The sequence below is a fragment of the Variovorax sp. 160MFSha2.1 genome (genome assembly GCF_048305075.1).
GTDB classification, from domain to species: Bacteria; Pseudomonadota; Gammaproteobacteria; order Burkholderiales; family Burkholderiaceae_C; genus Variovorax; species Variovorax guangxiensis.
On sequence record NZ_CP157624.1, the window covers coordinates 4,359,681 to 4,381,561 of the forward strand.

The window sequence follows — 21,881 nt, forward strand, 5'->3', positions numbered from 1 at the left end:
CTCTATGCGCGCGCGGCGCGGATGAAGTCGACCTGGGAGCGGGTGACGGCCAGCAGGTCGTCGCCCACCAGAGGGTATTCGATGGCGTGCGGCACGTCGGCCGGCAGCGCGCGCAGCACCGAGCGCCACGGCGCGACCGAATCGCCCAGCGGCACCGCCACCCACTTGTGCGGCAGGCGCTGCGCACCCTTGCAATGCACGTAGCGCACGCGATGGCCCAGCGCCTGCGCGGCCTGCAGCGGGCATTCGCCGAGCCAGTGCCAGTTGCCCATGTCGAAGGTCATGCCCAGCGTGAGGCCGGCGCGGTCGGCCGCGTCGAAGAAGGCCTGCAGCGCGGGCAGCGTGCCGGCGCGCACGGTCTGGTCGTTCTCGATCAGCAGTTCGACGCGGGTTTCGGCAAGCTCCACCTTCAGGCCCCACAGCGAGCCGTGAGACGAGGGCTGGAAGTCGCCGATGGACATCTTGAGCCGCTTCGCGCCCACGCGCGTGGCGGCGGCGATGCCGCGCTTGAGCGCGGCGCTGTCGAGCCAGCCGCCTTCGGCCCAAAGCCCCTCGGGGCTGGAGTAGACCGAAGCAAGGCCATTCAACGCGGGCAGTTCCGCATCGGCGTCGCGCAGCATCTCGCCGCGCACTTCCACCGAGTCGGCGCCGGCCGCGCGAGAGAGCTGCGAGCACCAGAGCTGGCCGTGCCGCCCCACCTCGGCCGCGCCGAAGGACGACAGGGAAACGAGAACCTCGAAGGACATCAGTAGGCAGGTCAGTGGTTTTGGTGCGAGCTGAGGATCTGGCCGAGGAACTGGCGCGTGCGCTCGTCCCTGGGGTTGCCAAAGAACTCCTGCGGCGGCGCCTGCTCGACGATCTTTCCTTCGGCCATGAAGATCACGCGGTCGGCCACGCTGCGGGCGAAGCCCATCTCGTGCGTCACGCACAGCATGGTCATGCCGTCTTCGGCCAGCGCGATCATGGTGTCGAGCACTTCCTTGACCATCTCGGGGTCGAGCGCGGAGGTGGGCTCGTCGAACAGCATGATCTTGGGCGCCATGCACAGCGCCCGCGCGATCGCCACGCGCTGCTGCTGGCCGCCCGAGAGCTGGCTGGGGTACTTGTTGGCCTGCTCCGGAATGCGCACGCGCTTGAGGTACTTCATGGCCACCTCTTCAGCTTGTGCCTTCGTCATGCCGCGCGAACGCATCGGCGCGAGCGTGCAGTTCTCGAGGATGGTGAGGTGCGGGAACAGGTTGAACTGCTGGAACACCATGCCGACTTCGGCACGCACGGCATCGACGTTCTTGCCGCCTGCCGTGAGGTCGATGCCGTCGACCACGATGCGGCCCTTCTGCACCGTCTCGAGCCGGTTGATGCAGCGGATCAGCGTGGACTTGCCCGAGCCCGAGGGCCCGCAGATCACGATGCGCTCGCCCTGGCGCACGCTCAGGTCGATGCCGGTCAGCACCTGGAATTCGCCGTACCACTTGTTGACGGCTTCCATGCGGATGATGGGATCGCTCATGGGGTGTTCACTCTGTTGGATTCAAGAAATCGGACTTGGCCGAACGCAGAAATCGCGAAGGTTTCGCCGAGGTCGCAAAAGAGAAAACAAGAAATTTGTCTTGGTCTTTTCTGCGACCTTTGCGTAGCTTTTGTATTTCTTCTGCGTTCTGCCCCCGCTTCCGTGTTACTGCATCTTCGGCAGATCAGCCTGCAGCCACTTCTGGTACAGCTTGTTCAGTTCGCCGTTGGCGGTGTTCTTCTGCACGAACTCGTTCACCGCCTTGTGCAGCTCTTCCTGGCCGGGGCGCATCGCGATGCCCATCGATTGCTGCACCAGCGTGAACTTGTTTTCGAAGGTGTTGGCGGGCACGCGCTTGGCGATCTGGGCTGCGACGGTCACCGAGCAGCCGATGGCGTCGACCTGGCCGGAGATCAGCGCCTGCATGGCCGAAGCGTCGTCGTCGAAGCGGCGGATCTCGGTGCCTTCGGGGGCGGCCTTGGTCACGGCCACGTCCTGCGTGGAGGCGCGGGCCACGCCCACGCGCAGGCCCTTCAGGTCGCCTGCGGCCTTGATGGGAGTCTTGGTCGCGCCGTACAGCACGATGGTGGCGGCCGCGTAGGGCTGCGAGAACTGCACCTGCTTGGCGCGCTCGGGCGTGATGGCCAGCGAGGCCACCAGCAGGTCGACCTTGTTGGTCAGCAGGAAGGGAATGCGGTTGGGGCCGGTCACGGGAACGATGTTGGCCTTCACGCCCCAGTCCTTGGCCAGCAGCTTGGCCACGTCGGCGTCGTAGCCGTCGGGCTGGTTCTTCGCGTCGGTGGTGCCGTAGGGCGGAAAGTCGACCAGCATGCCGATGGTGATCTCGCCCTTCTTCTTGATGTCGGCCACGCTCTGCGCCGAGGCGAAGGGAGCGAACACGGTGAGGGCGGCGCCGAGGCCGAGGGCTGCGAGCGCGACGCGGCGCGAAGTGATACGGGTCATGGGATGTCTCCTGAGGAAGAAAGAGAAACGAAGAACGAAAAACGGAAAACCAAGAAAGCGAAAGGGGTTCAGCGGGCCAGGGCCCGGGCGCGCTTGCGCTCCATGCTCGCGGCCAGCAGCGACAGCGGCCAGCAGATCACGAAGTAGATCGCCGCCACCACCGAGAACACGATGAGCGGCTGGAAGGTGGCGTTGTTGACGATCTGCCCCGCACGCGTAACCTCGACGAAGCCGATGATGGCCGCCAGCGAGGTGCCCTTGATGATCTGCACCAGGTAGCCCACCGTGGGCGCGAGCGCGATCTTCAAGGCCTGCGGCAGCACCACGTCGCGCATGCGGTCGAAGTACCTGAGGTTCAGGGCCTGCGCCGCTTCCCACTGGCCGCGCGGAATGGCCTGGATGCAGCCGCGCCAGATCTCGCCGAGGAAGGCGCCGCTGTTGAGGATGAGCGCCACGCCTGCGGCGATCCACGGGTTGATGTCCAGCCCCAGCACCGGCGCGCCGAAGAACACCAGGAACAGCTGCAGCAGCAGCGGCGTGCCCTGGAAGATCTGGATGAAAGTGGTCGAGATGCCGCGCGCCCACGCCGATTCCGACGTGCGCATCAGGGCCAGCGCCAGGCCCAGGATCGCGCCGCCCACGAAGGCGATGGCCGACAGCGCGAGCGTCCACTTGGCCGCTTCGAGGATGAACAGGAATTCGGGAAAGCCGAAGGTGCGCATGGTGTTGTGCTCCGTCCGTCGTCTAGGGGTTTACCGGCGGTCCGGGTAGTTGAGCGTGCGCTTGTAGATCAGCTTGAACATGGCCGAGAAGGCCAGCGCCAGCGCGAGGTAGATGGCGGCCACGACGATGTAGATCTCGAAGCTGCGGAAGGTCTGCGACTGCAGGTTGGCGGCCACCGAGGTCAGGTCGTCGGCCGAGATGACCGACACCACCGCCGAGCTCAGCATCAGCAGGATGAACTGGCTCGTGAGCGCCGGGTAGATGGCCTTGAGCGCCGGCTTGATGATGACGAAGCGGAAGATCTCCCAGGGCTTGAGGTTGAGCGCCCTGCCCGCCTCGATCTGCCCCTTGGGAATCGACTCGATGCCCGCGCGGATGATTTCCGTCGCGTAGGCGCCCAGGTTCACCACCATGGCCACCAGTGCGGCCGTCTGCGGCGACCAGCGCAGGCCGATGGCCGGCAGCGCGAAGAAGAAAAAGAACAGCTGCACGAGGAAAGGCGTGTTGCGGATCACCTCGATGTAGGCATTGATGATGAAGCGCAGCCAGCCCGGCCCCGAGGTCTTGCCCCAGGCGCAGAAGATGGCCACCACCAGCCCGAGCACCGTGGCGACCAGCGAGAGCTGGATCGTGATCCACGTGCCCTTGAGCAGCAGCGGCCAGGCGGCGAAGACGGCGTCGAATTGAAACTGGTAGTTCATGGTGGGCGGACCCTGAAGCTGCGCGGCGCGGACGCGCGCGGACCCTGAAAGCAATGCTTGCAGCTTATATGAAACCGGTTTCAGGATTTCATAGGGATTCCCCTAGGTGGTCGTTTTGTCCCACCTTCTGCCTACTTCAATTCCATGCTGAACCCACCCACGGCCGACATGCCCGCAGAGGCGAACGAGCTCTCCCCCGGTACGGCTGCGCCCACCGTGCGGCACTTCAGGCAGGCGCTGCTGTGGCCCCTGCGGCTGATGCCGGCACCGCACGCCGGGCACCATCACGCGCCCTGGCATGTGCTGCGCGAAATGGGCGACGCATCGCCCTGGCGCGAGGAAGTCGACGAATACACGGGCGACAGCAGCCGCTTCCATGAGCGGCACTACAACGAGTTCGTGAGCTTCCTGCCGTACGTGCAGCGCTTCCTGTACGGCGAAGGCCGCTCGCGCGGCGGCGGTACGACCGGCGACGGCGACTCGCCGATGCGCATCTTCCGCCGCCACGACGTGGCTGCCGTGCGCCTGGTGTCGAAGCCGGGCGATGCGCCGGTCACGCTCGACGTGATCCATTGCGACCTCTACTTCTTCTTCGATGTCGACGTGGTGATGCTCAACCTGGAAGTCGGCGCGAGCGACCTGAGCCTCGCGCAGGCGCAGGACATCCTCTACCGCTTCGGCCGCGCCTACCCCTCGGGCTGGGAGGCCGACGGCTCGGCGCTGCACTGCATGGCCAGAGTCGAGTGGCTGGGCGCCGACGGCCGCGTGCTCGCGAGCTCCGACGCGCAGCAGCGCGAGGCCTTCCTCTCGCACGTCGCCCAGCACCGCGCGCCGCGCATCGCGGCGCACTGGGCCTACCTGATGCAGCCGCTGGTGAGCGACCATTCCGAAGACGCGGGCGTGCTGCGCTACCGGCAGATCGAGTACTACCGCATGCCGGTGATGGCCTACCTGTCGCTCGACGACCCGCGCCGCCTCACGCGCGACGACTTCGTGCGGCTCGCGCTCGTCACGGGTGCGGGCTCCTCCGACGCCCACCTGCCCTACGCGGAGCACCATCTCGCCGACTTCGAGCACAAGTACTGCTACGACCGCTTCTGGGTGAACGCGGGCGCCGCGCCCAACACGCGCTACCTGTGCAACGGCCACGCGCTCATCGTGGTCGGCGACGCGCGCTCCGAGTTCTTCTGCTGCCGCGACCGCGGCGTGCTCGCGCAGTTCAGGCACCAGCACTTCCTGCTGTTCCTCATCGCGCACTTCCAGAAGGCCTCGCTGCTGATGTTCTCCGACCAGCTGGTGGAGGCGCTCAAGCGGCTGGACATCCGCAGCACGCCCAGCGTGAAGCAGTTCAAGCGCGCCATCCGCGCGAGCTTCGAGCGCTTCTTGCGCTTCACGCACCGCTACTGGTTCCACGAGATATCGGAGCAGGCGCAGGTGCGCGCCCTCTCCCACATGTGCGCCACGCACCTCGGGCTCGATCCGCTCTACGACGAGGTCAAGGCGCGCATCGCCGATATGAACACGTACCTCGACGCCGACAGCCTGCGCCGCCAGGCCGCGACCGTGGTGCGGCTCACCGTGGTCACCCTCTTCGGCCTCATCGGCACCATCACCACCGGCTTCCTCGGCATGAACCTACTGGCCGAGGCCGAGGCACCGCTGTGGCGCAAGGCCGTGTGGTTCGGCGTGGTGTTCGTGGCGACGACCTGGCTCACCATCTACACGATGGTGAAGTCGCAGCGGCTCTCGGACTTCATCGATGCGCTGTCGAACGACAGGCTGGGGTTCAGGGGCAAGCTGGCGGCGCTGGCGAAGGTGTGGCGGCCCGGGGCGGATTGACTGATTTCCCCAGGGCATCGCGCAGAGCACTGATCGTGCTGTTCGCAGCGTCGATTCGCCGTTGCAACTCCTCATTGACCAGGCGGAACAGCGCGCCGAATTCGGATCGCGTCGGGTAGATCTCCTCGCGCTCGTTCACCTCCATCGGAACGACTAGCTTTTCGAGGCACACATAGGCGCTGTGCACCTGGCGAATGCCCTCGACGTCGTCGCCGGCCTGCAGGGCAGCCGACTCGGCATTTGCATTTGAATAGGGAGGAACCGACTTCGGCGTTGGGCCAGTATCGGTTTTCGGCGCGTGCTTGAGCACGCGAGCAGACTTGGTCACGGGCGACCTCCTGAAATTGCAATTTGCAGAAACCGCCGCGGTCGCCCTTTGGGAAACTGCGGCTCACGTCGCAGAGATTGCTTCAGGCTGCTAAACCCGATCACGCCTTGTTCGGCGTGACGGGCGCAGTATAGCCATGCAACTGGCTCAGGGCCGTGTGGCTCCGCATGGTGTTCGTGGAGACGAACTCGCTCGCGATTCCGCCAGAATCGGCGCATGCGCATCGCCATCGTCTCGGACATCCACGGAAACCTTCCCGCACTCGAAGCCGTCGTCGAGGACATCGGCCGCCGCAGCGTCGATACCGTCGTCAACCTCGGCGACAGCCTCTCCGGCCCGCTGATGCCGCTGGAAACCGCACGTTTCCTGATGGCGCAGGACTGGATTCATCTCGCGGGCAACCACGAGCGCCAGGTGCTCACCCTTCCTGCCGGCAAACGCGGCGCGTCCGACGAGTTCGCGCACGCGCGACTAGGCTCTCAGGAGTTCGCTTGGATGGCTTCGCTCGAACACAGCCTGCGACTGAACCCCGACGTGCTGCTGTGCCACGGCACGCCGGACAGCGACCTGCACTACTTCCTGGAGACGGTCGAGCCAACGCTGCTTCGACCTGCCACGATGCCCGAGATCGATGCGAGGCTCGGCACGGTCGATGCGCAAGTGCGGCTCGTCGCCTGCGGGCACACGCATGTGCCGCGCGTGGTTCGCGCTTCTGGCGGGCAGTTGATCGTCAATCCGGGCAGCGTCGGGCTGCAGGCTTATGACGACATCCACCCGCATCCGCACGTCGTCGAGACGGGCTCGCCCGATGCGCGCTATGCCATCGTCGAGCGGCTGGCGAACGAAAGCTGGGCTGCGACGCTGATCTCGGTGCCCTACGACCACGCGAGCATGGCGGCGCTCGCGATGACCAATGGCAGGCCGGACTGGGCCGGCGCACTCGCCACTGGCCGGATGCCCTGAGGCCGTTGACGCTAAGCGCGGAATACATGCCGACTCGGCGGGCAAAGAAAAACCCGCCGAAGCGGGTCGATTGCGTCGCAGAGGTTGCTTCGGGCTGCCAGACCCGATCACGCCTCATTCGGCGCGACGGGCGCAGTACAGCCACGCAGTTCGCTCACGGGCCGAGTGCTACCAGCCGCGAAGCCTTTCATTGGCAGCTGAAATTCTCGGCCTTCTCGATGTCGCCCGTGCCCTTGTAGCGCGCAACCTTCGGGTAGGCGCAGAGGGGCCGTGTGCGGGTTGGCGACCAGGCCGCAGGCACATCCCCGTTCACGCCACCCACGTTGCCTGCACCGCGCGCCGAAGCGACGACGGAATCGGCGGCCTCGCCCTTCTCCACCCAGTTGACGAGCGGCGCGAGCATGTCGAACTGGTCGGTGGTCGGGCCGCCGGCGCAGTGGTTCATTCCGGGCACCCGATAGAAGCGTGCGAAGTTGGACGCATCGCCGCCGTTGGCCGCGGCCAGCTGGTCATACCAGTGCTGCGTGTCGTCGCTCGAGAAGATGGGGTCGCTCGTCCCGTGGTAGGCCATGACCTTGGCGCCGCGCTTCTTCAGGCGGCTCAGATCGGTGGGGTTCGGCGGCGTCATGAACGAAAGAGAGTTCTCGGTGTAGAGCCCGTCGGTCGCGGTGATCTTGGAGAGGATCGAATCGATGTTGGCCGTGAGCGTGAAGTTGGGGCCGTTGAAGCCGGACGGGTTCTCGGGCGGCACCTGCCAGACGAAGGCGACCGCGCCCGAGTCGAGGTTCAATGAATTCGAGAACTTCCACGATGACCAGCCGGTGGTGTTCAGGCCTGCATCGAAGGGAAAGCTCGCATAGATCTTCTTTCCGCCGCCGTCGAGCGCACCCGCGAAGAGCTGCCCGATGCGAAGCTTCTGGTCTGCAGAGAGGCATGTGCCATCGCGGGAGCCGCTGCAGGTGGGAACGTCGCGGTCGATGGAGAAGGCCGCCTGGCATGCGCCGGTGTCCTGCACGAGGCCGTCGGTCGTGCCGTCGAGGGCATCGCACTTGGCCAGGACTGCATTGGAGACCAGGGTGCGTTCGGCGAGCGTGAAGCCCGTGCCCGGATCGCCCGGGGTGGTTGCCAGGGCGTTGTAGTTCTGGGCGCCGACGATGTTGGCTGAGGCGGCAAGGGGGAGCCGGAAGCCGGGGTCGCCCACCAGGAAGCCGTCGTAGTCGTCCGCATAGCGCGACATGGCGACCATGGTGTGGCGCCCGCCGTTGGAGCAGCCGCCGATGTAGGAGCGGTCCGGACCCTTTCCGTAGGCCGATGCGATCAACGCCTTCGCCATCGGCGTGAGCTTGCCGACCGCCTGGTAGCCGTAGTCGAGGCGGGCCTGCGGATCGATGCCGAAGAACGGCGTGGGCGCCGCGTGCCCCGCGTCGGAGCTGATCACGGCGAAGCCCTTGTTCAGCGCGTTGTCCAGTACGCCGCCTCCGCCGACCGGCCCCGTGGCGGTGCCGATGCTGCCGTCGAGCCCTCCGTTGGCTTGATAGAAATACCGCCCGTTCCAGTTCACCGGCAAACGCATCTCGAAGCCGATCGCATAGCTCTGGCCATCGACCGGGCTCGTGCGCTGATACATCGATCCGCGCACCTGGCAATGCGCCCCCACCGGCTTGCCCGCGACGCTCAAGGTGCCGGCTGCGATCGAATTGGCTGCGGAGATGGTCGTGTTGGCAAAGGTGAAGCCGGCGAGCGAGGCGCAATCGCCGAGCGTCGCGCCGGTGGCCGCGCCGAGCACCGGCAGCGTCTCGACGGGCGGCGCCGGATTGTCGGGAGGAGGCGTCACGGGATTGCCATTGCCGGCAGGCGGGGTGACTGTCGAAGTGCCGGTCGTCGGGAACGCGCCGACGAAGCCGCCACCACCACTTCCGCCGCCGCAGGCGGTCAGCAATGAAGCGACAAAGATCAGGGATGCGGGGGTCTTCAAGAATGTCTCCTTCGACGCCTGGACGCGACGCCTATAGTTAATCTACTTAACTATCAAAGATAACCAGTTATGGTTTTCCATTAAGCAGTTTTCACTCCCAAGACGCCACCCCGATCCAGTTAGATCAGGCAGTGAATCACCTGAGGGAGAACGACAATGCCCGGAATGCCCAAGAACAGAAGCAATCCGGTAGATGCCACACCCGCCGGCCGGCTGGTCGAGGCGTCTTTGCATCACGTGCTCGGCTATCAGCTCGCACAGGCGACGATCGTCACCGGCGCTGTGTTCGCCGAGCGAGTGGGAACGCCTTTCGACCTGCGCCCGGTCGAGTTCACGGTGCTGTGCCTGATCCACGAAAACCCCGACGTGTCGGCCGCCCGCCTGGCGAAGGCACTCGCGGTCACGGCGCCCAACATCGCGGCATGGCTCGAACGGCTGGAGAGGCGAGAGTTGATCCGCCGCACGCCGCACGCCACGGACCGCAGGGCCCAGCACCTTCGCACCACCCCGACCGGCGCCACCCTTGCGAGCAGCGCGACGCGGTCGGTCATCGAAGGCGAGCAGCTGGCGCTCGGCAACCTCTCCAAGGGCGAGCAAATGATCCTGATCGAGCTGCTGCACAAGGTTGCCGTGTCACGCAGCGCGTGAGCGTTCAGGCAACGCGCACGTGCCCCGTGCGCTTCGTGCAGGCTGTGTTCTTCAGTCGCCGAACGCGACTTCCGCGCTGGCGATTGCGCGGATCGGCACGCCGAAGCTCGTGATGTCCGACAGCGTGGCGTTGTGATGCTCGCGGATCTTCGCGCCCGTGGCGTGCGGCTTGTCGTGCGAAGTGTGCGCATCAGCCGCGAGCACCACGTGGTAGCCCAGCGCGGCGGCGCGGCGCACCGTGGTGTCGACGCAGAACTCCGACGAGTAGCCGCAGACCACCACGCGTTTCACGCCGTGCCCGGAGAGCCAGGCTTCCAGCGGCGTGCGCAGGAAGGAGTCGGGCGTGGTCTTGCGGATGCGCGCGTCGCGCGAGTCGGTGTTCAACGCGCTCGCGAGCTGCCAGCGCTCCGAGTCGAATTCGAGGTCGATCGCGTTCTCGTGCTGGATGAAGGCCACCGGCACGCCGGCAGCGCGGGCGCGTTCGGTGAGCGCGTTGATGCGCTGCATCACCTCGTGGGCCTCATGGGGGCGCGGCGGGTCGTCGCAAAGGCCACGCTGGACATCGATGACGAGAACGGCAGTTTTCATGGGCTGCGGAATCGGCGGGTTCTTGACCGCGCGATTGTGCCCGGCCCCGCCTGACCGGCGCCCTGCTGCCGAACGCGTTATTCCCAGGCGCTCACTTCCAGCCGCACCTTGCCGCTAATGCCGGGCGCGGCAGGCGCCGCTCCAAGGCTCGACAGCGGCACCACGAACTGCAGCTTGCCGCTCGCGAGCTGCTTGGGGCTCATGGGCAGCGAGGCGCGACCGGCGGTGTCGGTCTGCCAGCCGTACTTGACGTTCCAGTTCTGCGCCGCGTCGTCGGGCTGGGGCGGCGCGATCTCGATGATCAGCGTGTCGCGAAAGAGCGAGCTGCCTTCGTAGTGGCCGTCGAGCCAGAACTTGTTGTTGACCTGGTAGTCGGGTACGCGCACGCCCAGCGTCATCGCGTAGGCCAGCGTGGGCCTGTCCTGCTTCACGCGGGCCCGGTTGGCGAGGAACACGGTCGAGAGGTAGATGGAGCGGCGGTCGGCCTTGGCTGGGTCGGTGAGCTCCTTGTGCGTGCGGCAGGCGGGCGAGTCTTCCTCGGCAATGCGGCGGCTCAGGTACCAGCGCTTGCCTCGAGGCGCGGCCAGCAGTTCGACCTGGTAGAGCGCATCGACGTCGGCGTCCTTTGGCAGGTCGGGCGGCAGCGTGACGCCGTCGACGTCGAACCACAGGTCGACGCGCACATCGCCGAACAGGAAGCGCGTGAGGTTCTGGTAGGCCTCCTCGGAATTGACGATGCCGAAGTAGCCCGAGTGCGAGCGGTAGGTGTAGGCAGTGGCCACCGGCTGCGTCTTGCCGGCGTCGTCGACGGCCCAGAGCGATGCGTTCTCGATGCGCACGAGCCCGTCGCTGCCGTGGCCCGCGAACATGCGCGAGAGGCCCTTGGCGGTCTCGTAGTCGCCGCGGTTCGTGCCGACCATGCAGAAGAAGCGCTCGGGCGGAAAGGCCGCCGCAGGCAGGTAGTCCATGCGGCCGTTGACCGGCGCAGTAGCCAGGAACTCGGACATCTTCTCGCGGTTGAAGGTGTTCATCTCGTTCAGCGTGAGCCAGGCCGGCACGTTGATGCCGCCCATGTCGATGCCGTTGTGCGGCGTGGCGTAGGTGAACACCTTGTCGACGCATGCGCGCGCGGCCGCGTCGCCGAGCGCGGGGTTCTGCAGGAAGGCGCGAACCACCAGCCCGCCCATGGAATGCGCGACGAGGTAGCAGCGGAAGTCGTCGGGCGCGAAGCCCGAGGGGCCCTCGCGCTGCACCACTAGGTCACGCACGCGCAAGATGAGCTGGCTCAGGCCCTGCGCGTAGATCTTGACGTCCTTCGCCTTGCCGTCGCCCAGCAGTTCGGAGCCCGAGTCGTAGTAGCGGTAGATGATGACCGAGGCCGAGGGAATGCCGTCAACGTCGTTGCCGTTCGCGTCGGGCGAAGGCTTCCAGTCGGGGTCGAGGATGTCCAGGCCGTTCTGGTAGACGCTCTGGTACTGGAAGTCGGCCAGCAGCCGCACCATCGGCGATTCGAATACGAACTTTTGCGCCGGCGCTTCCTTCTTCACGGTGGCGCGATACACGGTAGAGCCGATGTTGAAGCCGCAGAACGGATCGGCCGCGGTCTCGTCGCGCTCCGACTCGGTCATGGCGTAGCCGCGCACGTAGATGATGGGATAGCGGTTGGTGCTCATGGATCTTCAGCCTCCTCAACTCCGGTGAAACCGATGAAGTCCGGCAGTGTGCCGGGCTCGCGCCGCGCCCGCCATACGGCGCATGGCATAGAGCCCCGAATGCCCCTTCTGCCCGAATGTTTCTATCGCTGAAACCATTGAAACACGCGCCTTCGATAGTCTCCATCCATCCCACAAACACAATCCAGAAGGCTCTCCCATGGCTGAAGACCCCGGCTCGCAAGGCTCCTACCTGCCCCAACTCCTGCGCCGCGGCACCGCGCTCGCCGCAGCCGGCTGCGCCTTCGTGGCGGGCTGCAGCGCCGCTGGCGGCGGCGAGACGCGCTACGAGAATTCGCCGCAATTCAAGGACGGCGGCTTCCACAACATGGCCAACCCCGACCTGCCCGCGCAGGCCAGCGCATGGCGCATCTGGTCGCGCTTCATCGTGGGCAGCAAGGTCGACACGGTGCCGGTCGATCCCATCCCCGTGAAGCCGCTGGACAAGACCACCCTCGACGCGCTCGACACGAAGACCAACCACGTGGTGCGCCTAGGCCATTCGTCGCACCTGCTGAAGCTGCGCGACAAGTACTGGCTGATCGACCCGGTGTTCAGCGACCGCGCCTCGCCCGTGCAATGGGCCGGGCCGAAGCGCTTCCACAAGACGCCGATTGCGCTGGAGGACCTGCCGCCCATCGAAGGCGTGATCCTCTCGCACGACCACTATGACCACCTCGACGTGGCGACCATCGAATACCTCGCCAAGGACGTGAAGCGCTACTTCGTGCCGCTGGGCGTGCGCTCCCGGCTGCTGGCAATGGGCGTGCCGGCCGATCGCGTGACCGAGCTCGACTGGTGGCAGTCGGCCGAACACGACGGCGTGAAGCTCACCGCCACGCCCGCCCAGCACTTCTCGGGCCGCACGCTCGGCGACCGCGACCGCACGCTGTGGGCCTCGTGGGTGGTGCAAAGCGGCGACCAGCGCATCTTCTACAGCGGCGACTCGGGCTACTTCCCGGGCTTCAAGCAGATCGGCGAGCGCTTCGGCGGCTTCGACATCGCGCTGATGGAAAACGGCGCCTACGACAGCATGTGGCCCGCCGTGCACATGACGCCCGAGCAGAGCGTGAAGGCCTTCGAGGACCTGCGCGGCAAGGTGTTCTTCTCGGTGCACAACAGCACCTTCGACCTCGCCTTCCACAACTGGCACGACCCGCTGGACCGCATCGCAGCCCTTACGGAGGCCAGGAAGATCGAGCTGGCCACGCCGGTGATCGGCGAAGTGGTGACGGTGGGAGCGGCGCGGATCAACACGCGGTGGTGGGTCGGCCTGCGATAGCAGCGATTCACCGCGAATGCGGCCGTCGCGGCTACCTCCACAGAGGTTCTGCCGCAAGAGCAAACCGAGAGTGCGATGCTCTATAGTTCGGCCGCCATGCCCGCCCCCCTCTCACCGATCAAGCCAGCGAAGACCCGTGATCGCGACGTGCGGTCGCTCGTGCTGAGAACCGTGCTGGCCGATCATGCCAACGATGCGAATGCCCGAATCGTTCAGGAACTCGGCCTGGAACATGGCGCATGCCGTGTCGACATTGCGGTCGTGAATGGTTACTTGCACGGGTTCGAACTGAAGAGCGACGCAGACAACCTTTCAAGATTACCCAGACAGGTCGAAGCCTATTCCCGCGCGCTCGACAGAGCCACCCTTGTCGTGGGCACTGCACATTTGTCGGAAGCTCAGGCCTTGATCCCGTCATGGTGGGGAATCAAGGTCGTTCATATGGGCAGCAAAGGTGTCTTGAAGCTTGAGACGCATCGGAGATTGCGCAACAACCCCGACCCTTCGCTCTTTCACATGGCACATCTGATGTGGAGACACGAAGTGGTCGAGGTACTGAAGGCAAATGGCGCCACCTCAAAGGAAATGAGCCTGAATCGCGCCGGTCTGTATCGCTTGCTGATTGATTCCTTTCAACCAGGCGACGTCCGGCGAAAAATCAGGGAGGCGCTGAAGTCCCGTGAAAACTGGCGACGTCCCGAACAGCCTTCGTAACGTGATGGTTTGTGGCAACCGAGGGCCAGGTCGAAGGGCCACCCGTTCCCTCCGAACCTAGCGCGCAGCCATGAATGTAGGCATCTCCCCATGAATAGCCAGGCCCCGTGAAATACGGGGGATTTGCATTGATGATGCCTTGGCACATGGCTTGATATTGCCCTCTTCCGAAGCGCTTGACCTGCTTCCCCACGTGCACGATCCATTCATCGCTCAATGTGTATTTGATCTTGGCATTCGGATCTACCATGCGCGGATCGAGTTCTCCCGTATTCGGACTCGATGTGGCGTAGTCTCCAAAAGTGGGCTTTCTCGCGGAAGCTGCGAGTTGCCGAACAAGCTCCTTGTATGCGAGCCATTCGCTTCTGGGAGTCCGTCCATGCGGGCGATATTGATCGGCACCGAGTGCTCCAGGAAATGACGTACCGACCAAGGTGAGAGTGCGCCAGGGCGTCACTGAAACCTGCGAAAGACAGGTCGACCACGTCGATACCTGAATTGGCAGGACCTCAGAAATTGAGGCCTCAAGGTCGACGACAAGGTCAACGTAGCGGACCGGGATGGCGAGAGCCTGAATCAGTGACTGAAGAGTTGATTGAAGCCCTGGTCCGAAATCATCCCGTTCCAGTCGGACGCAGACTCCGTTTTGCGTCGAGCCAACGATGAATTGGACAGCCCCCAGATAAGCGGGATGCCTTTGCAGGCCAATCACGGGAATCGCCGAACAGCCAGCCTGCTTTGCCTGCAGGAAGATGTGCTGCATATGATGCACCCCCGTCGAAAGTACGCTTGCACCATCCAGATAGGGACTGTCGATAAAACAGGTCCGGGTGCCCCATTTGGAGAACAGCTTTTCCCCAAAGCCCGCCAAATGATCGTCGAGCGAGCGCAGAGGGGCTTCCGTTTCGAAATTCCATCCTTCGGTTGGTATTTCGAAAAGAGGCGTAACCCAGTCCTTGACGAGCTCTCCCAGCCGCATGAGAGCCTGGTATTCACCCATGCGCCACTTAAGCACAGGCACGTAGTGATTGTGATCGAACATTTTCTTCTCCCTTGCCGAAATTGGCGGACCAATCTTAGAGAGAAAAATATTCAAAAAGGGAAGTATGGCGTTCAGTCTCGCAAATAGCACTTCGTGGAAAGATTGCGATGCGATTCTCTATTCACCGATCACTCTGAACAGCGAGCTTCAGCCACCGCGCTCCTTGCGCTCGCGGGCGCGCCGCACTTGGCGCGTCTCGTTGGCCTGCGAGGCGATGCGGTCCTTCTCGCGCTTCTTCAGCATGCGCTTCTCGCGCATGCGCCGGCCCAGCACGTAGCTGCCGATGCCGGTGACCACGGCGATGAAGACGCCGATGACGCTGATGTCGATGCCGCCCATGGCTATTGCACCCGCACGATGCTGGTCGGCTTGAAGCCCAGGTCGGCCGCCTTGCCCTTGCGTGCGCGGCTGCCGCGTGCGTTGTTGAGCGTGCGGATCTCCAGCGTTTCCTCGCGCTCCTTCCCGCCGCGGCCGATGCCTTCGATCTTCACGCTGCGCGTGTAGGCGGCCGCACCTGCCAGGGTGTCCTTGGGCTCGAGGTCGATCAGCGTGAGGCCGCGGCCGCCCTTGGGCAGGCTCTTGAGTTCGGCGATATCGAAGGTCAGGATGCGCCCGCCCGTCGAGGCACAGGCCACGTGCGTGGCGGCCGGCATCGGCTCGGCGCCGCTCGCGCCGCCCACCAGCGAGGGGCGGCACAGCTGCTCGCCCTCGCCCACGTCGACGAAGGCCTTGCCGCCGCGCTGGCGCGACATCATGTTCTCGACCGTGGCGATGAAGCCGTAGCCGCCGGTGTTGGCCAGCAGCAGGCTCGCGCCGACCGGGCCCGCGAAGAAGTGCGTGACGTGCGTGCCGGCATCCAGGTCGATGAGCGTGGTGACGGGCTGGCCGTCGCCGCGACCGCCCGGCAGCGAGGCCACGGACACGGTGTAGACGCGCACGCTCTTGTCCTTGGCGCTGCCGAAGACCAGCAGCGTGTCGACGCTGCGGCATTCGAAGGCGCCGTAGAGCGAGTCGCCCGACTTGAAGCTGTACTCGGGCACCGAGCCGTTGGCAGCGCCGGCCGCCTTCTCGCTGGCCCAGCCCTTCTGCGCACGGACCCAGCCCTTCTGCGACACGATCACGGTGACGGGCTCGTCGACGACCTTCACCTCGGCCACGGCGCGCTTCTCGGCCTGGATCAGCGTGCGCCGCGGGTCTTCGAAGGTCTTGGCGTCGGCTTCGATTTCCTTCACCAGCAGGCGGCGCAGCGCGGCGGGGCTGGCGAGGATGTCTTCGAGCTTCTTCTGCTCGTCGCGCAGGCCGGCCAGCTCCTGTTCGATCTTGATGGCCTCGAGCCGCGCGAGCTGGCGCAGCCGGATTTCGAGGATGTCCTCGGCCTGGCGTTCGCTGAGATTGAAGCGAGCGATCAGCGCCGCCTTCGGGTCTTCCGCCGCGCGGATGATCGCGATCACCTCGTCGATGTTCAGCAGCACCAGCTGCCGGCCTTCGAGGATGTGGATGCGGTCCTGCACCTTGCCCAGGCGGAAGCGCGAGCGCTTCTCGACGGTGATCTCGCGGAAGGCGATCCACTCGTTGAGCATCTGGCGCAGCGACTTCTGCGTGGGCTTGCCGTCGATGCCGACCATCGTGAGGTTGATCGGCGAGGAGGTTTCCAGCGAGGTCTGCGCGAGCAGCGTGGTGATGAACTCTTCCTGGCTGATGCGCGAGGTCTTGGGCTCGAACACCAGGCGCACGGGGGCGTCCTTGCTCGATTCGTCGCGCACCACGTCGAGCACCGACAGCATCGAGGCCTTTAGCTGCGTCTGCTCCGCACTCAGCGCCTTCTTGCCGGCCTTGACCTTGGGGTTGGTGATTTCCTCGATTTCCTCGAGCACACGCTGCGAGCTCACGCCCGGCGGCAGCTCGTTGACCACCAGCTGCCACTGGCCGCGCGCCAGCTCCTCGATCTTCCAGCGCGCGCGCACCTTGAGCGAGCCGCGGCCGGTACGGTAGGCGTCGGCGATGTCGGCCGGGCTGCTGATGATCTGGGCGCCGCCCGGATAGTCGGGGCCGGGCACGATGGCGAAGAGTTCTTCCTCGCTGAGCTTGCCGTTCGACTTGATCAGCGCCACGCAGGCGTCGGCGATCTCGCGCAGGTTGTGGCTCGGGATCTCGGTGGCCAGGCCGACCGCGATGCCGCTCGCGCCATTGAGCAGCGTGAACGGCAGCCGCGCGGGCAGCAGTCGCGGTTCTTCGGTGCTGCCGTCGTAGTTGGGAATGAAGTCGACCGTGCCTTCGTCGATCTCGTCGAGCAGCAGGCTGGTGATGCGCGCCAGGCGCGCTTCGGTGTAGCGCATGGCGGCGGCGCCGTCGCCGTCGCGGCTGCCGAAGTTGCCCTGGCCGTCGACCAGCGGGTAGCGCTGCGAGAAGTCTTGTGCCATGCGCACCAGCGCGTCGTACGCAGCCTGGTCGCTGTGCGGGTGGAAGCGGCCGAGCACGTCGCCGACCACGCGCGCGCTCTTCACGGGCTTGGCGCCCACAGTGCCGTTGGTGCCGCCGAAGCCCAGGCCCATGCGCGACATCGAATACAGGATGCGGCGCTGCACCGGCTTCTGGCCGTCGGACACATCGGGCAGCGCGCGGCCCTTGACCACGCTCAGCGCGTATTCGAGGTAGGCGGTCTGGGCGTAGTCGGCGAGGGTCAGGGTCGTGTCGCCGTCGGTGGGACCCTGGAGATCGAGCGGAGGTTGGGAATCCATGAAAGAGCTGGTGAGAAAAACTTTTGTTGTTGCTGGCTGCGCGTTCAGCCGAGCGTAAAGGCCTCGTGGACCGCGGACTGTACGGCGCCGCCGAGCACCGCGCCGCCGCCGGCCACGTAGATCCAGTCGCCGATGACGGCCGCACCCACGGCGTGGCGCGGCGTGGTCATCGGGGCGTGTCGCTGCCAGGTGTCGTCGACGGGGTTGTAGCTTTCCATCTGGCCGAACACCTTCGCCTGGCGCGGTACGCCGTCGACGAGGATGCCGCCCTCCCCGCCCATGGCGAAGAAGCGGCCGCGGTACACCACGAGCCCGTGGCCCGAGCGCGCGGTGGGCAGCGGCGAGCGCAGCTCCCAGGTGTCGCGCGCGGGCAGGTAGACGTGGTGCAGGTCGGTGTTGTATTCGAAGGTGTTGAAGCGCCCGCCGATCACGTGGATCCGGCCGCCGTGCGACACGCAGCCCACGTGGTCGCGCGCGCCGGGCAGCGGTTTACGAGTCGACCAGCGGTCGGCCTTCGGGTCGTAGACCTCGTGCCAACCCACGCTCGCGCGCTCCGCGGCGGGCTCGGACGCGCCGCCGATCAGGTGCAGCGCGCCGTCGAGCATCACGGCGGCTGCGGCGCCACGCGGACGCGGCAGCGGCGCAATGGCGCTCCAGCGGTTGGCGGCGATGTCGTAGACGTAGGCGTTGGTGTCGGAGCGCCGGTTCTGCTCGACGAAACCGCCCAGCGCGTAGACGCGGCCGCCGTCAGCCGTCACCGCAACGTGGTTGGCACCGCGCGGCAGCGGCGCGCCGTCGAGCCAGCGGTCGGCCTTGGGGTCGTAGATGTGGTGGTAGTCGCGGTTGACCTTGCCTTCGCCGTAGCCGCCGACCACGTGCATGCGCCCCATCGCCGCGGTGGCCCAGGCCATCTCGCTGCGCGGAATCGGCAGTGCGGCGCGCGGCTCCCAGCGGCCCTGCGGCCCGGGCGGCGCGGGGCTGTCGGTGAAGCGCTGGGCCTCCTGCTCGGGCGTCATGTGGTGCGGCACGCCGCCCTGCAGGCGCGCATAGGGCTCGGCCGAGGAAGGCACGGCCGGCAGCGTGTCGTGCGTGGCCGGATGCTGCGCGCGTGCGCTGCCCGCCACCATGCCCGCAGCAGTCGCGAGAACGAAGCTTCGACGATCCATGGCCTCCTCCCCTCCTCCGGTCGATCAGGACACCGGCGTGCCCGGTGGCGCATCGGCCGCGCCCGTGGGCACCGCCGACGGCTCGGGGATGTCGGGCATGGCCGGCATGTCGCGCGGCGAATCCGACGGCATGTTGCCGCGGCCGAGCGCGCCGCCCTGCGGCACGGTCAGCTCCATGCGGATGCGCCCCGGCGTCTTGCCACCGCGCACGGCGCCGCTCCCACCGCCCGAAGCCACCGAAGGCTTGAGGTACGCGTACAGCTGCAGCACAGTCTGCACGTAGTTCTGCGTTTCCTTGTAGTTCGGGATCTTGTTGCCCGCGCGCTGCACCGCGCCCTCGCCGGCGTTGTAGGCGGCCAGCGCGAGCTCGATCTGCCCCGGGAACATCGCGATCAGGTCCCGCAAGTAGCGCGAGCCGGCGGCGATGTTGATGCGCGGGTCGAACAGCTTCTTCTCGATGGTCGCGCGCTTGTCCGCCGACACGCCATAGCGCTGAGCCGTGGCCGGCATCAGCTGCATCAGGCCCATCGCGCCCTTGGGCGAAACGGCCTGCGCATCGAAGCCCGACTCAGTGGCGACCAGTGCCTGCAGCAGTTCGTAGTCGATCGCGTGCTTGCTCGCCGCGTCGCGCAGCGCCGACTTGGCGGTCTTGTAGCTGGGCGAGGCCTCGAACATCGCCAGCAGGCTCTGCGAGGCCGGCGGCACCTTGCCGTCGAGTTTGCCCACGCCGCGGCCCAGCGGGGCGATGCCGTTGGCGGTGTCGAAGCTCTGGCCGCCGCGGAAGAAGATCTGGTAGCGCTCGTCGAGCTTCTCGGAGGCGAAGTGCGCGTTGCCCTTGCTGTCGATGTAGCCGTAGATGTCGGTGGCGTGCGCCGGCGCCTGCTGCATGCAAAGCAGCAGGACGACCAATGGCAACGAGCGCTTGAAAACCGACATGCGTTGTAGTGGTGGAGAGGGGGAAATCAGACGTCGATATCGACGTCATCGGCGCGCAACTCCATGAGCTCGCGCCGCGCCGCCGCTTCGCCCTTGCCCATCAGCTTGGTGATTTCGCCCTGGGTGGACGTGAAATCGAAGCGACCCAATTGGACCTGCATCAGGCGCCGGGTGTCAGGATTGAGCGTGGTTTCCCACAATTGTTCCGCGCTCATTTCGCCCAGGCCCTTGAAGCGGCTGATGCTCCAGGCGCCTTCGCGCACGCCGTCCTTGCGGAGCTTGTCGAGCGTGGCGGTCAGTTCGCCTTCGTCCAGAGCATAGACCTTGGAGGCCGGCTTCTTGCCGCGCGCGGGGGCATCGACCCGGAACAATGGCGGCTTCGCGACATACACATGGCCGGCTTCGATGAGTTTCGGAAAGTGCCGGAAGAAAAGCGTGAGCAGCAGCACCTGGATGTGGGAGCCGTCCACGTCGGCGTCGCTCAGGATGCAGATCTTGCCGTAGCGCAGGCCGCTGAGGTCGGGCGAATCGCCGGGGCCGTGCGGGTCGACGCCGATGGCGACCGAGATGTCGTGGATTTCGGTGTTGGCGAAGAGCCGGTCGCGCTCCACCTCCCAGGTGTTGAGCACCTTGCCGCGCAGCGGCAGGATGGCCTGGCTTTCCTTGTCGCGGCCCATCTTGGCGCTGCCGCCGGCGGAATCGCCCTCCACCAGGAAGACTTCGTTGTGGCTGGTGTCCTTGCTCTCGCAATCGGTCAGCTTGCCGGGCAACACGGCCACACCGGAACCCTTGCGCTTCTCGACCTTCTGGCCGGCGCGCTGGCGGGTCTGGGCCGCCTTGATGGCCAGTTCGGCCAGCTTGCGGCCGTAGTCGACGTGCTGGTTGAGCCACAGTTCCAGCGCGGGGCGCACGAAGCTGGACACAAGGCGCACCGCGTCGCGCGAATTCAGGCGCTCCTTGATCTGGCCCTGGAACTGCGGGTCGAGCACCTTGGCGCTCAGCACGTACGAAGCGCGCGCGAACACGTCCTCGGGCAGCAGCTTCACGCCCTTGGGCAGCAGCGAGTGCAACTCGATGAAGCTCTTCACCGCATTGAACAGGCCGTCGCGCAGGCCGCTTTCGTGCGTGCCGCCGGCGCTGGTGGGAATCAGGTTGACGTAGCTCTCGCGCACCGGCTGGCCTTCCTCGGTGAAGGCGACGGCCCAGTCGGCACCCTCGCCTTCGGCAAAGTTGTCGGCGTTCTTGTCGGCATGGCCGCTGCCTTCGAACAGCGGAATGACCGGGTCGCTGCTGAGCGTCTGCATCAGGTAGTCGCTCAGGCCGCCCTTGTAGAGCCACTGCTGCGTTTCCTTGGTCTTCTCGTTGACGAGCGTGACGCTCACGCCCGGCATCAGCACGGCCTTGCTGCGCAGCAGGTGGGTGAGTTCGCCCATGGGCAGCGCGGCGGTCTCGAAGTACTTGGCGTCGGGCCAGGCGCGAACCGTGGTGCCCTGCTTGCGCTCGCCGGATTCGAGCTTTCGGACCTCCAGCGCCTCGATCACGTCGCCGCCGCTGAAGGCCAGCTTCGCGACCGAGCCCTCGCGGTGCGTGGCCACTTCGAGCCGCTTCGACAGCGCGTTGGTCACCGACACACCCACGCCATGCAGGCCGCCCGAGAAGCTGTAGGCGCCGCCCGAGCCCTTGTCGAACTTGCCGCCGGCATGCAGCCGGGTGTAGACCAGTTCGACCACGGGCGCCTTCTCTTCCGGATGCAGGCCGAAGGGGATGCCCCGGCCATCGTCTTCAACACTGACCGAGCCGTCGGTGTGCAGCGTGACCTTGATCTTCTTGCCGTGGCCCGCGAGCGCCTCGTCGGCGGCGTTGTCGAGCACTTCCTGGATGATGTGCAGCGGGTTGTCGGTGCGGGTGTACATGCCCGGGCGCTGCTTGACGGGCTCGAGGCCCTTGAGCACGCGGATGGAGCCTTCCGAATAGCCGGAGGAGGCGGACGATGAGCTGGGGGGAGTCTTGGGGGGAGTCGCCATGGGGGCGGATTGTAGTCAGTCGCCGTTCA

20 protein-coding genes are annotated in these 21,881 nt (G+C 66.0%); 5 read left to right on the plus strand and 15 right to left on the minus strand.

Features of this window, described 5'->3' with window-relative positions:
* Positions 1-2: 2 nt before the first annotated feature.
* The 5 genes from ABL838_RS19750 to ABL838_RS19770 form a co-directional block, all read right to left on the minus strand.
* Positions 3-746 carry a sugar phosphate isomerase/epimerase family protein gene (locus ABL838_RS19750; protein ID WP_418121572.1) on the minus strand — a complete coding sequence of 248 codons (744 nt, stop codon included), beginning with the start codon at positions 744-746 and terminating at the stop codon, positions 3-5.
* An 11-nt stretch (positions 747-757) separates the two neighbouring features.
* The gene (locus ABL838_RS19755; protein ID WP_126021766.1) at positions 758-1,510 is read right to left on the minus strand and encodes an amino acid ABC transporter ATP-binding protein; all 753 of its coding nucleotides are present in this window, start codon (positions 1,508-1,510) and stop codon (positions 758-760) included.
* Positions 1,511-1,675: 165 nt separating this feature from the next.
* A complete protein-coding gene (locus tag ABL838_RS19760; protein WP_369661645.1) occupies positions 1,676-2,473 on the minus strand; it encodes a transporter substrate-binding domain-containing protein in 798 nt (265 codons plus the stop codon).
* A gap of 68 nt (positions 2,474-2,541) precedes the next feature.
* Positions 2,542-3,195: an amino acid ABC transporter permease gene (locus tag ABL838_RS19765; RefSeq protein ID WP_418117027.1), complete on the minus strand. Its 654-nt coding sequence runs from the start codon at positions 3,193-3,195 to the stop codon at positions 2,542-2,544.
* A 30-nt stretch (positions 3,196-3,225) separates the two neighbouring features.
* Positions 3,226-3,897 (minus strand): amino acid ABC transporter permease, encoded by a 672-nt coding sequence (locus tag ABL838_RS19770; protein WP_126021763.1) that lies wholly within the window; start codon positions 3,895-3,897, stop codon positions 3,226-3,228.
* 144 nt (positions 3,898-4,041) lie between these two features.
* Between ABL838_RS19770 and ABL838_RS19775 the strand changes: the two genes are divergently transcribed.
* Positions 4,042-5,736, plus strand: coding sequence for a hypothetical protein (locus ABL838_RS19775; protein ID WP_418121573.1), 1,695 nt, complete (start codon positions 4,042-4,044; stop codon positions 5,734-5,736).
* Here ABL838_RS19775 and ABL838_RS19780 read toward each other — a convergent pair.
* The gene (locus tag ABL838_RS19780; RefSeq protein WP_418121574.1) at positions 5,684-6,064 is read right to left on the minus strand and encodes a hypothetical protein; all 381 of its coding nucleotides are present in this window, start codon (positions 6,062-6,064) and stop codon (positions 5,684-5,686) included. The two genes, ABL838_RS19775 and ABL838_RS19780, sit on opposite strands and share 53 nt — an antisense overlap.
* 216 nt (positions 6,065-6,280) lie before the next feature.
* Between ABL838_RS19780 and ABL838_RS19785 the strand changes: the two genes are divergently transcribed.
* On the plus strand, positions 6,281-7,027 hold the full coding sequence (locus ABL838_RS19785; protein ID WP_418121575.1) for a metallophosphoesterase family protein: 747 nt from the start codon (positions 6,281-6,283) through the stop codon (positions 7,025-7,027).
* A gap of 187 nt (positions 7,028-7,214) precedes the next feature.
* Here the strand turns inward: ABL838_RS19785 and ABL838_RS19790 are convergent, their stop codons facing one another.
* Positions 7,215-8,861, minus strand: coding sequence for a tannase/feruloyl esterase family alpha/beta hydrolase (locus tag ABL838_RS19790; RefSeq protein WP_418125885.1), 1,647 nt, complete (start codon positions 8,859-8,861; stop codon positions 7,215-7,217).
* 306 nt (positions 8,862-9,167) lie between these two features.
* Between ABL838_RS19790 and ABL838_RS19795 the strand changes: the two genes are divergently transcribed.
* Positions 9,168-9,650: a MarR family winged helix-turn-helix transcriptional regulator gene (locus tag ABL838_RS19795; RefSeq protein WP_418117031.1), complete on the plus strand. Its 483-nt coding sequence runs from the start codon at positions 9,168-9,170 to the stop codon at positions 9,648-9,650.
* Positions 9,651-9,701: 51 nt separating this feature from the next.
* On the opposite strand, the gene ABL838_RS19800 is transcribed toward ABL838_RS19795, so the two are convergent.
* Together ABL838_RS19800 and ABL838_RS19805 are read right to left on the minus strand one after the other, a co-directional pair.
* Positions 9,702-10,238, minus strand: coding sequence for a cysteine hydrolase family protein (locus ABL838_RS19800; protein ID WP_418117032.1), 537 nt, complete (start codon positions 10,236-10,238; stop codon positions 9,702-9,704).
* Positions 10,239-10,315: 77 nt separating this feature from the next.
* Positions 10,316-11,911: an esterase/lipase family protein gene (locus ABL838_RS19805; protein ID WP_369661638.1), complete on the minus strand. Its 1,596-nt coding sequence runs from the start codon at positions 11,909-11,911 to the stop codon at positions 10,316-10,318.
* A 199-nt stretch (positions 11,912-12,110) separates the two neighbouring features.
* Here ABL838_RS19805 and ABL838_RS19810 point away from each other — a divergent pair, with 199 nt between their 5' ends.
* Together ABL838_RS19810 and ABL838_RS19815 are read left to right on the plus strand one after the other, a co-directional pair.
* On the plus strand, positions 12,111-13,232 hold the full coding sequence (locus ABL838_RS19810; RefSeq protein WP_418121576.1) for an MBL fold metallo-hydrolase: 1,122 nt from the start codon (positions 12,111-12,113) through the stop codon (positions 13,230-13,232).
* Between the two features lie 96 nt (positions 13,233-13,328).
* On the plus strand, positions 13,329-13,946 hold the full coding sequence (locus ABL838_RS19815) for a sce7726 family protein (protein WP_418121577.1): 618 nt from the start codon (positions 13,329-13,331) through the stop codon (positions 13,944-13,946).
* Here ABL838_RS19815 and ABL838_RS19820 read toward each other — a convergent pair.
* From ABL838_RS19820 to ABL838_RS19845, 6 genes are all read right to left on the minus strand, one after another.
* On the minus strand, positions 13,891-14,988 hold the full coding sequence (locus ABL838_RS19820; RefSeq protein ID WP_418121578.1) for a beta family protein: 1,098 nt from the start codon (positions 14,986-14,988) through the stop codon (positions 13,891-13,893). The genes ABL838_RS19815 and ABL838_RS19820 overlap by 56 nt on opposite strands.
* Before the next feature lie 147 nt (positions 14,989-15,135).
* Positions 15,136-15,327: a hypothetical protein gene (locus tag ABL838_RS19825; protein ID WP_369661636.1), complete on the minus strand. Its 192-nt coding sequence runs from the start codon at positions 15,325-15,327 to the stop codon at positions 15,136-15,138.
* Positions 15,328-15,329: 2 nt separating this feature from the next.
* On the minus strand, positions 15,330-17,726 hold the full coding sequence (gene parC, locus ABL838_RS19830) for a DNA topoisomerase IV subunit A (RefSeq protein ID WP_418121579.1): 2,397 nt from the start codon (positions 17,724-17,726) through the stop codon (positions 15,330-15,332).
* 44 nt (positions 17,727-17,770) lie between these two features.
* Positions 17,771-18,892 carry a Kelch repeat-containing protein gene (locus ABL838_RS19835; protein WP_418121580.1) on the minus strand — a complete coding sequence of 374 codons (1,122 nt, stop codon included), beginning with the start codon at positions 18,890-18,892 and terminating at the stop codon, positions 17,771-17,773.
* A gap of 24 nt (positions 18,893-18,916) precedes the next feature.
* The gene (locus tag ABL838_RS19840; RefSeq protein ID WP_418121581.1) at positions 18,917-19,828 is read right to left on the minus strand and encodes a lytic transglycosylase domain-containing protein; all 912 of its coding nucleotides are present in this window, start codon (positions 19,826-19,828) and stop codon (positions 18,917-18,919) included.
* Positions 19,829-19,854: 26 nt separating this feature from the next.
* On the minus strand, positions 19,855-21,852 hold the full coding sequence (locus ABL838_RS19845; RefSeq protein ID WP_418121582.1) for a DNA topoisomerase IV subunit B: 1,998 nt from the start codon (positions 21,850-21,852) through the stop codon (positions 19,855-19,857).
* Positions 21,853-21,881: the final 29 nt, after the last annotated feature.

What these genes read in the sequence shown, in the direction of transcription:
- ABL838_RS19820 (WP_418121578.1), bottom strand. Translation starts at nt 14,988, where the DNA reads ATGTTCGATCACAATCACTACGTGCCTGTGCTTAAGTGGCGCATGGGT.
- ABL838_RS19800 (WP_418117032.1), bottom strand. Translation starts at nt 10,238, where the DNA reads ATGAAAACTGCCGTTCTCGTCATCGATGTCCAGCGTGGCCTTTGCGAC.
- ABL838_RS19775 (WP_418121573.1), top strand. Translation starts at nt 4,042, where the DNA reads ATGCTGAACCCACCCACGGCCGACATGCCCGCAGAGGCGAACGAGCTC.
- ABL838_RS19770 (WP_126021763.1), bottom strand. Translation starts at nt 3,897, where the DNA reads ATGAACTACCAGTTTCAATTCGACGCCGTCTTCGCCGCCTGGCCGCTG.
- ABL838_RS19785 (WP_418121575.1), top strand. Translation starts at nt 6,281, where the DNA reads ATGCGCATCGCCATCGTCTCGGACATCCACGGAAACCTTCCCGCACTC.
- ABL838_RS19835 (WP_418121580.1), bottom strand. Translation starts at nt 18,892, where the DNA reads ATGGATCGTCGAAGCTTCGTTCTCGCGACTGCTGCGGGCATGGTGGCG.
- ABL838_RS19845 (WP_418121582.1), bottom strand. Translation starts at nt 21,852, where the DNA reads ATGGCGACTCCCCCCAAGACTCCCCCCAGCTCATCGTCCGCCTCCTCC.
- ABL838_RS19750 (WP_418121572.1), bottom strand. Translation starts at nt 746, where the DNA reads ATGTCCTTCGAGGTTCTCGTTTCCCTGTCGTCCTTCGGCGCGGCCGAG.
- ABL838_RS19755 (WP_126021766.1), bottom strand. Translation starts at nt 1,510, where the DNA reads ATGAGCGATCCCATCATCCGCATGGAAGCCGTCAACAAGTGGTACGGC.
- ABL838_RS19805 (WP_369661638.1), bottom strand. Translation starts at nt 11,911, where the DNA reads ATGAGCACCAACCGCTATCCCATCATCTACGTGCGCGGCTACGCCATG.
- ABL838_RS19815 (WP_418121577.1), top strand. Translation starts at nt 13,329, where the DNA reads ATGCCCGCCCCCCTCTCACCGATCAAGCCAGCGAAGACCCGTGATCGC.
- ABL838_RS19825 (WP_369661636.1), bottom strand. Translation starts at nt 15,327, where the DNA reads ATGGGCGGCATCGACATCAGCGTCATCGGCGTCTTCATCGCCGTGGTC.
- ABL838_RS19760 (WP_369661645.1), bottom strand. Translation starts at nt 2,473, where the DNA reads ATGACCCGTATCACTTCGCGCCGCGTCGCGCTCGCAGCCCTCGGCCTC.
- ABL838_RS19795 (WP_418117031.1), top strand. Translation starts at nt 9,168, where the DNA reads ATGCCCAAGAACAGAAGCAATCCGGTAGATGCCACACCCGCCGGCCGG.
- ABL838_RS19840 (WP_418121581.1), bottom strand. Translation starts at nt 19,828, where the DNA reads ATGTCGGTTTTCAAGCGCTCGTTGCCATTGGTCGTCCTGCTGCTTTGC.
- ABL838_RS19765 (WP_418117027.1), bottom strand. Translation starts at nt 3,195, where the DNA reads ATGCGCACCTTCGGCTTTCCCGAATTCCTGTTCATCCTCGAAGCGGCC.
- ABL838_RS19810 (WP_418121576.1), top strand. Translation starts at nt 12,111, where the DNA reads ATGGCTGAAGACCCCGGCTCGCAAGGCTCCTACCTGCCCCAACTCCTG.
- parC (WP_418121579.1), bottom strand. Translation starts at nt 17,726, where the DNA reads ATGGATTCCCAACCTCCGCTCGATCTCCAGGGTCCCACCGACGGCGAC.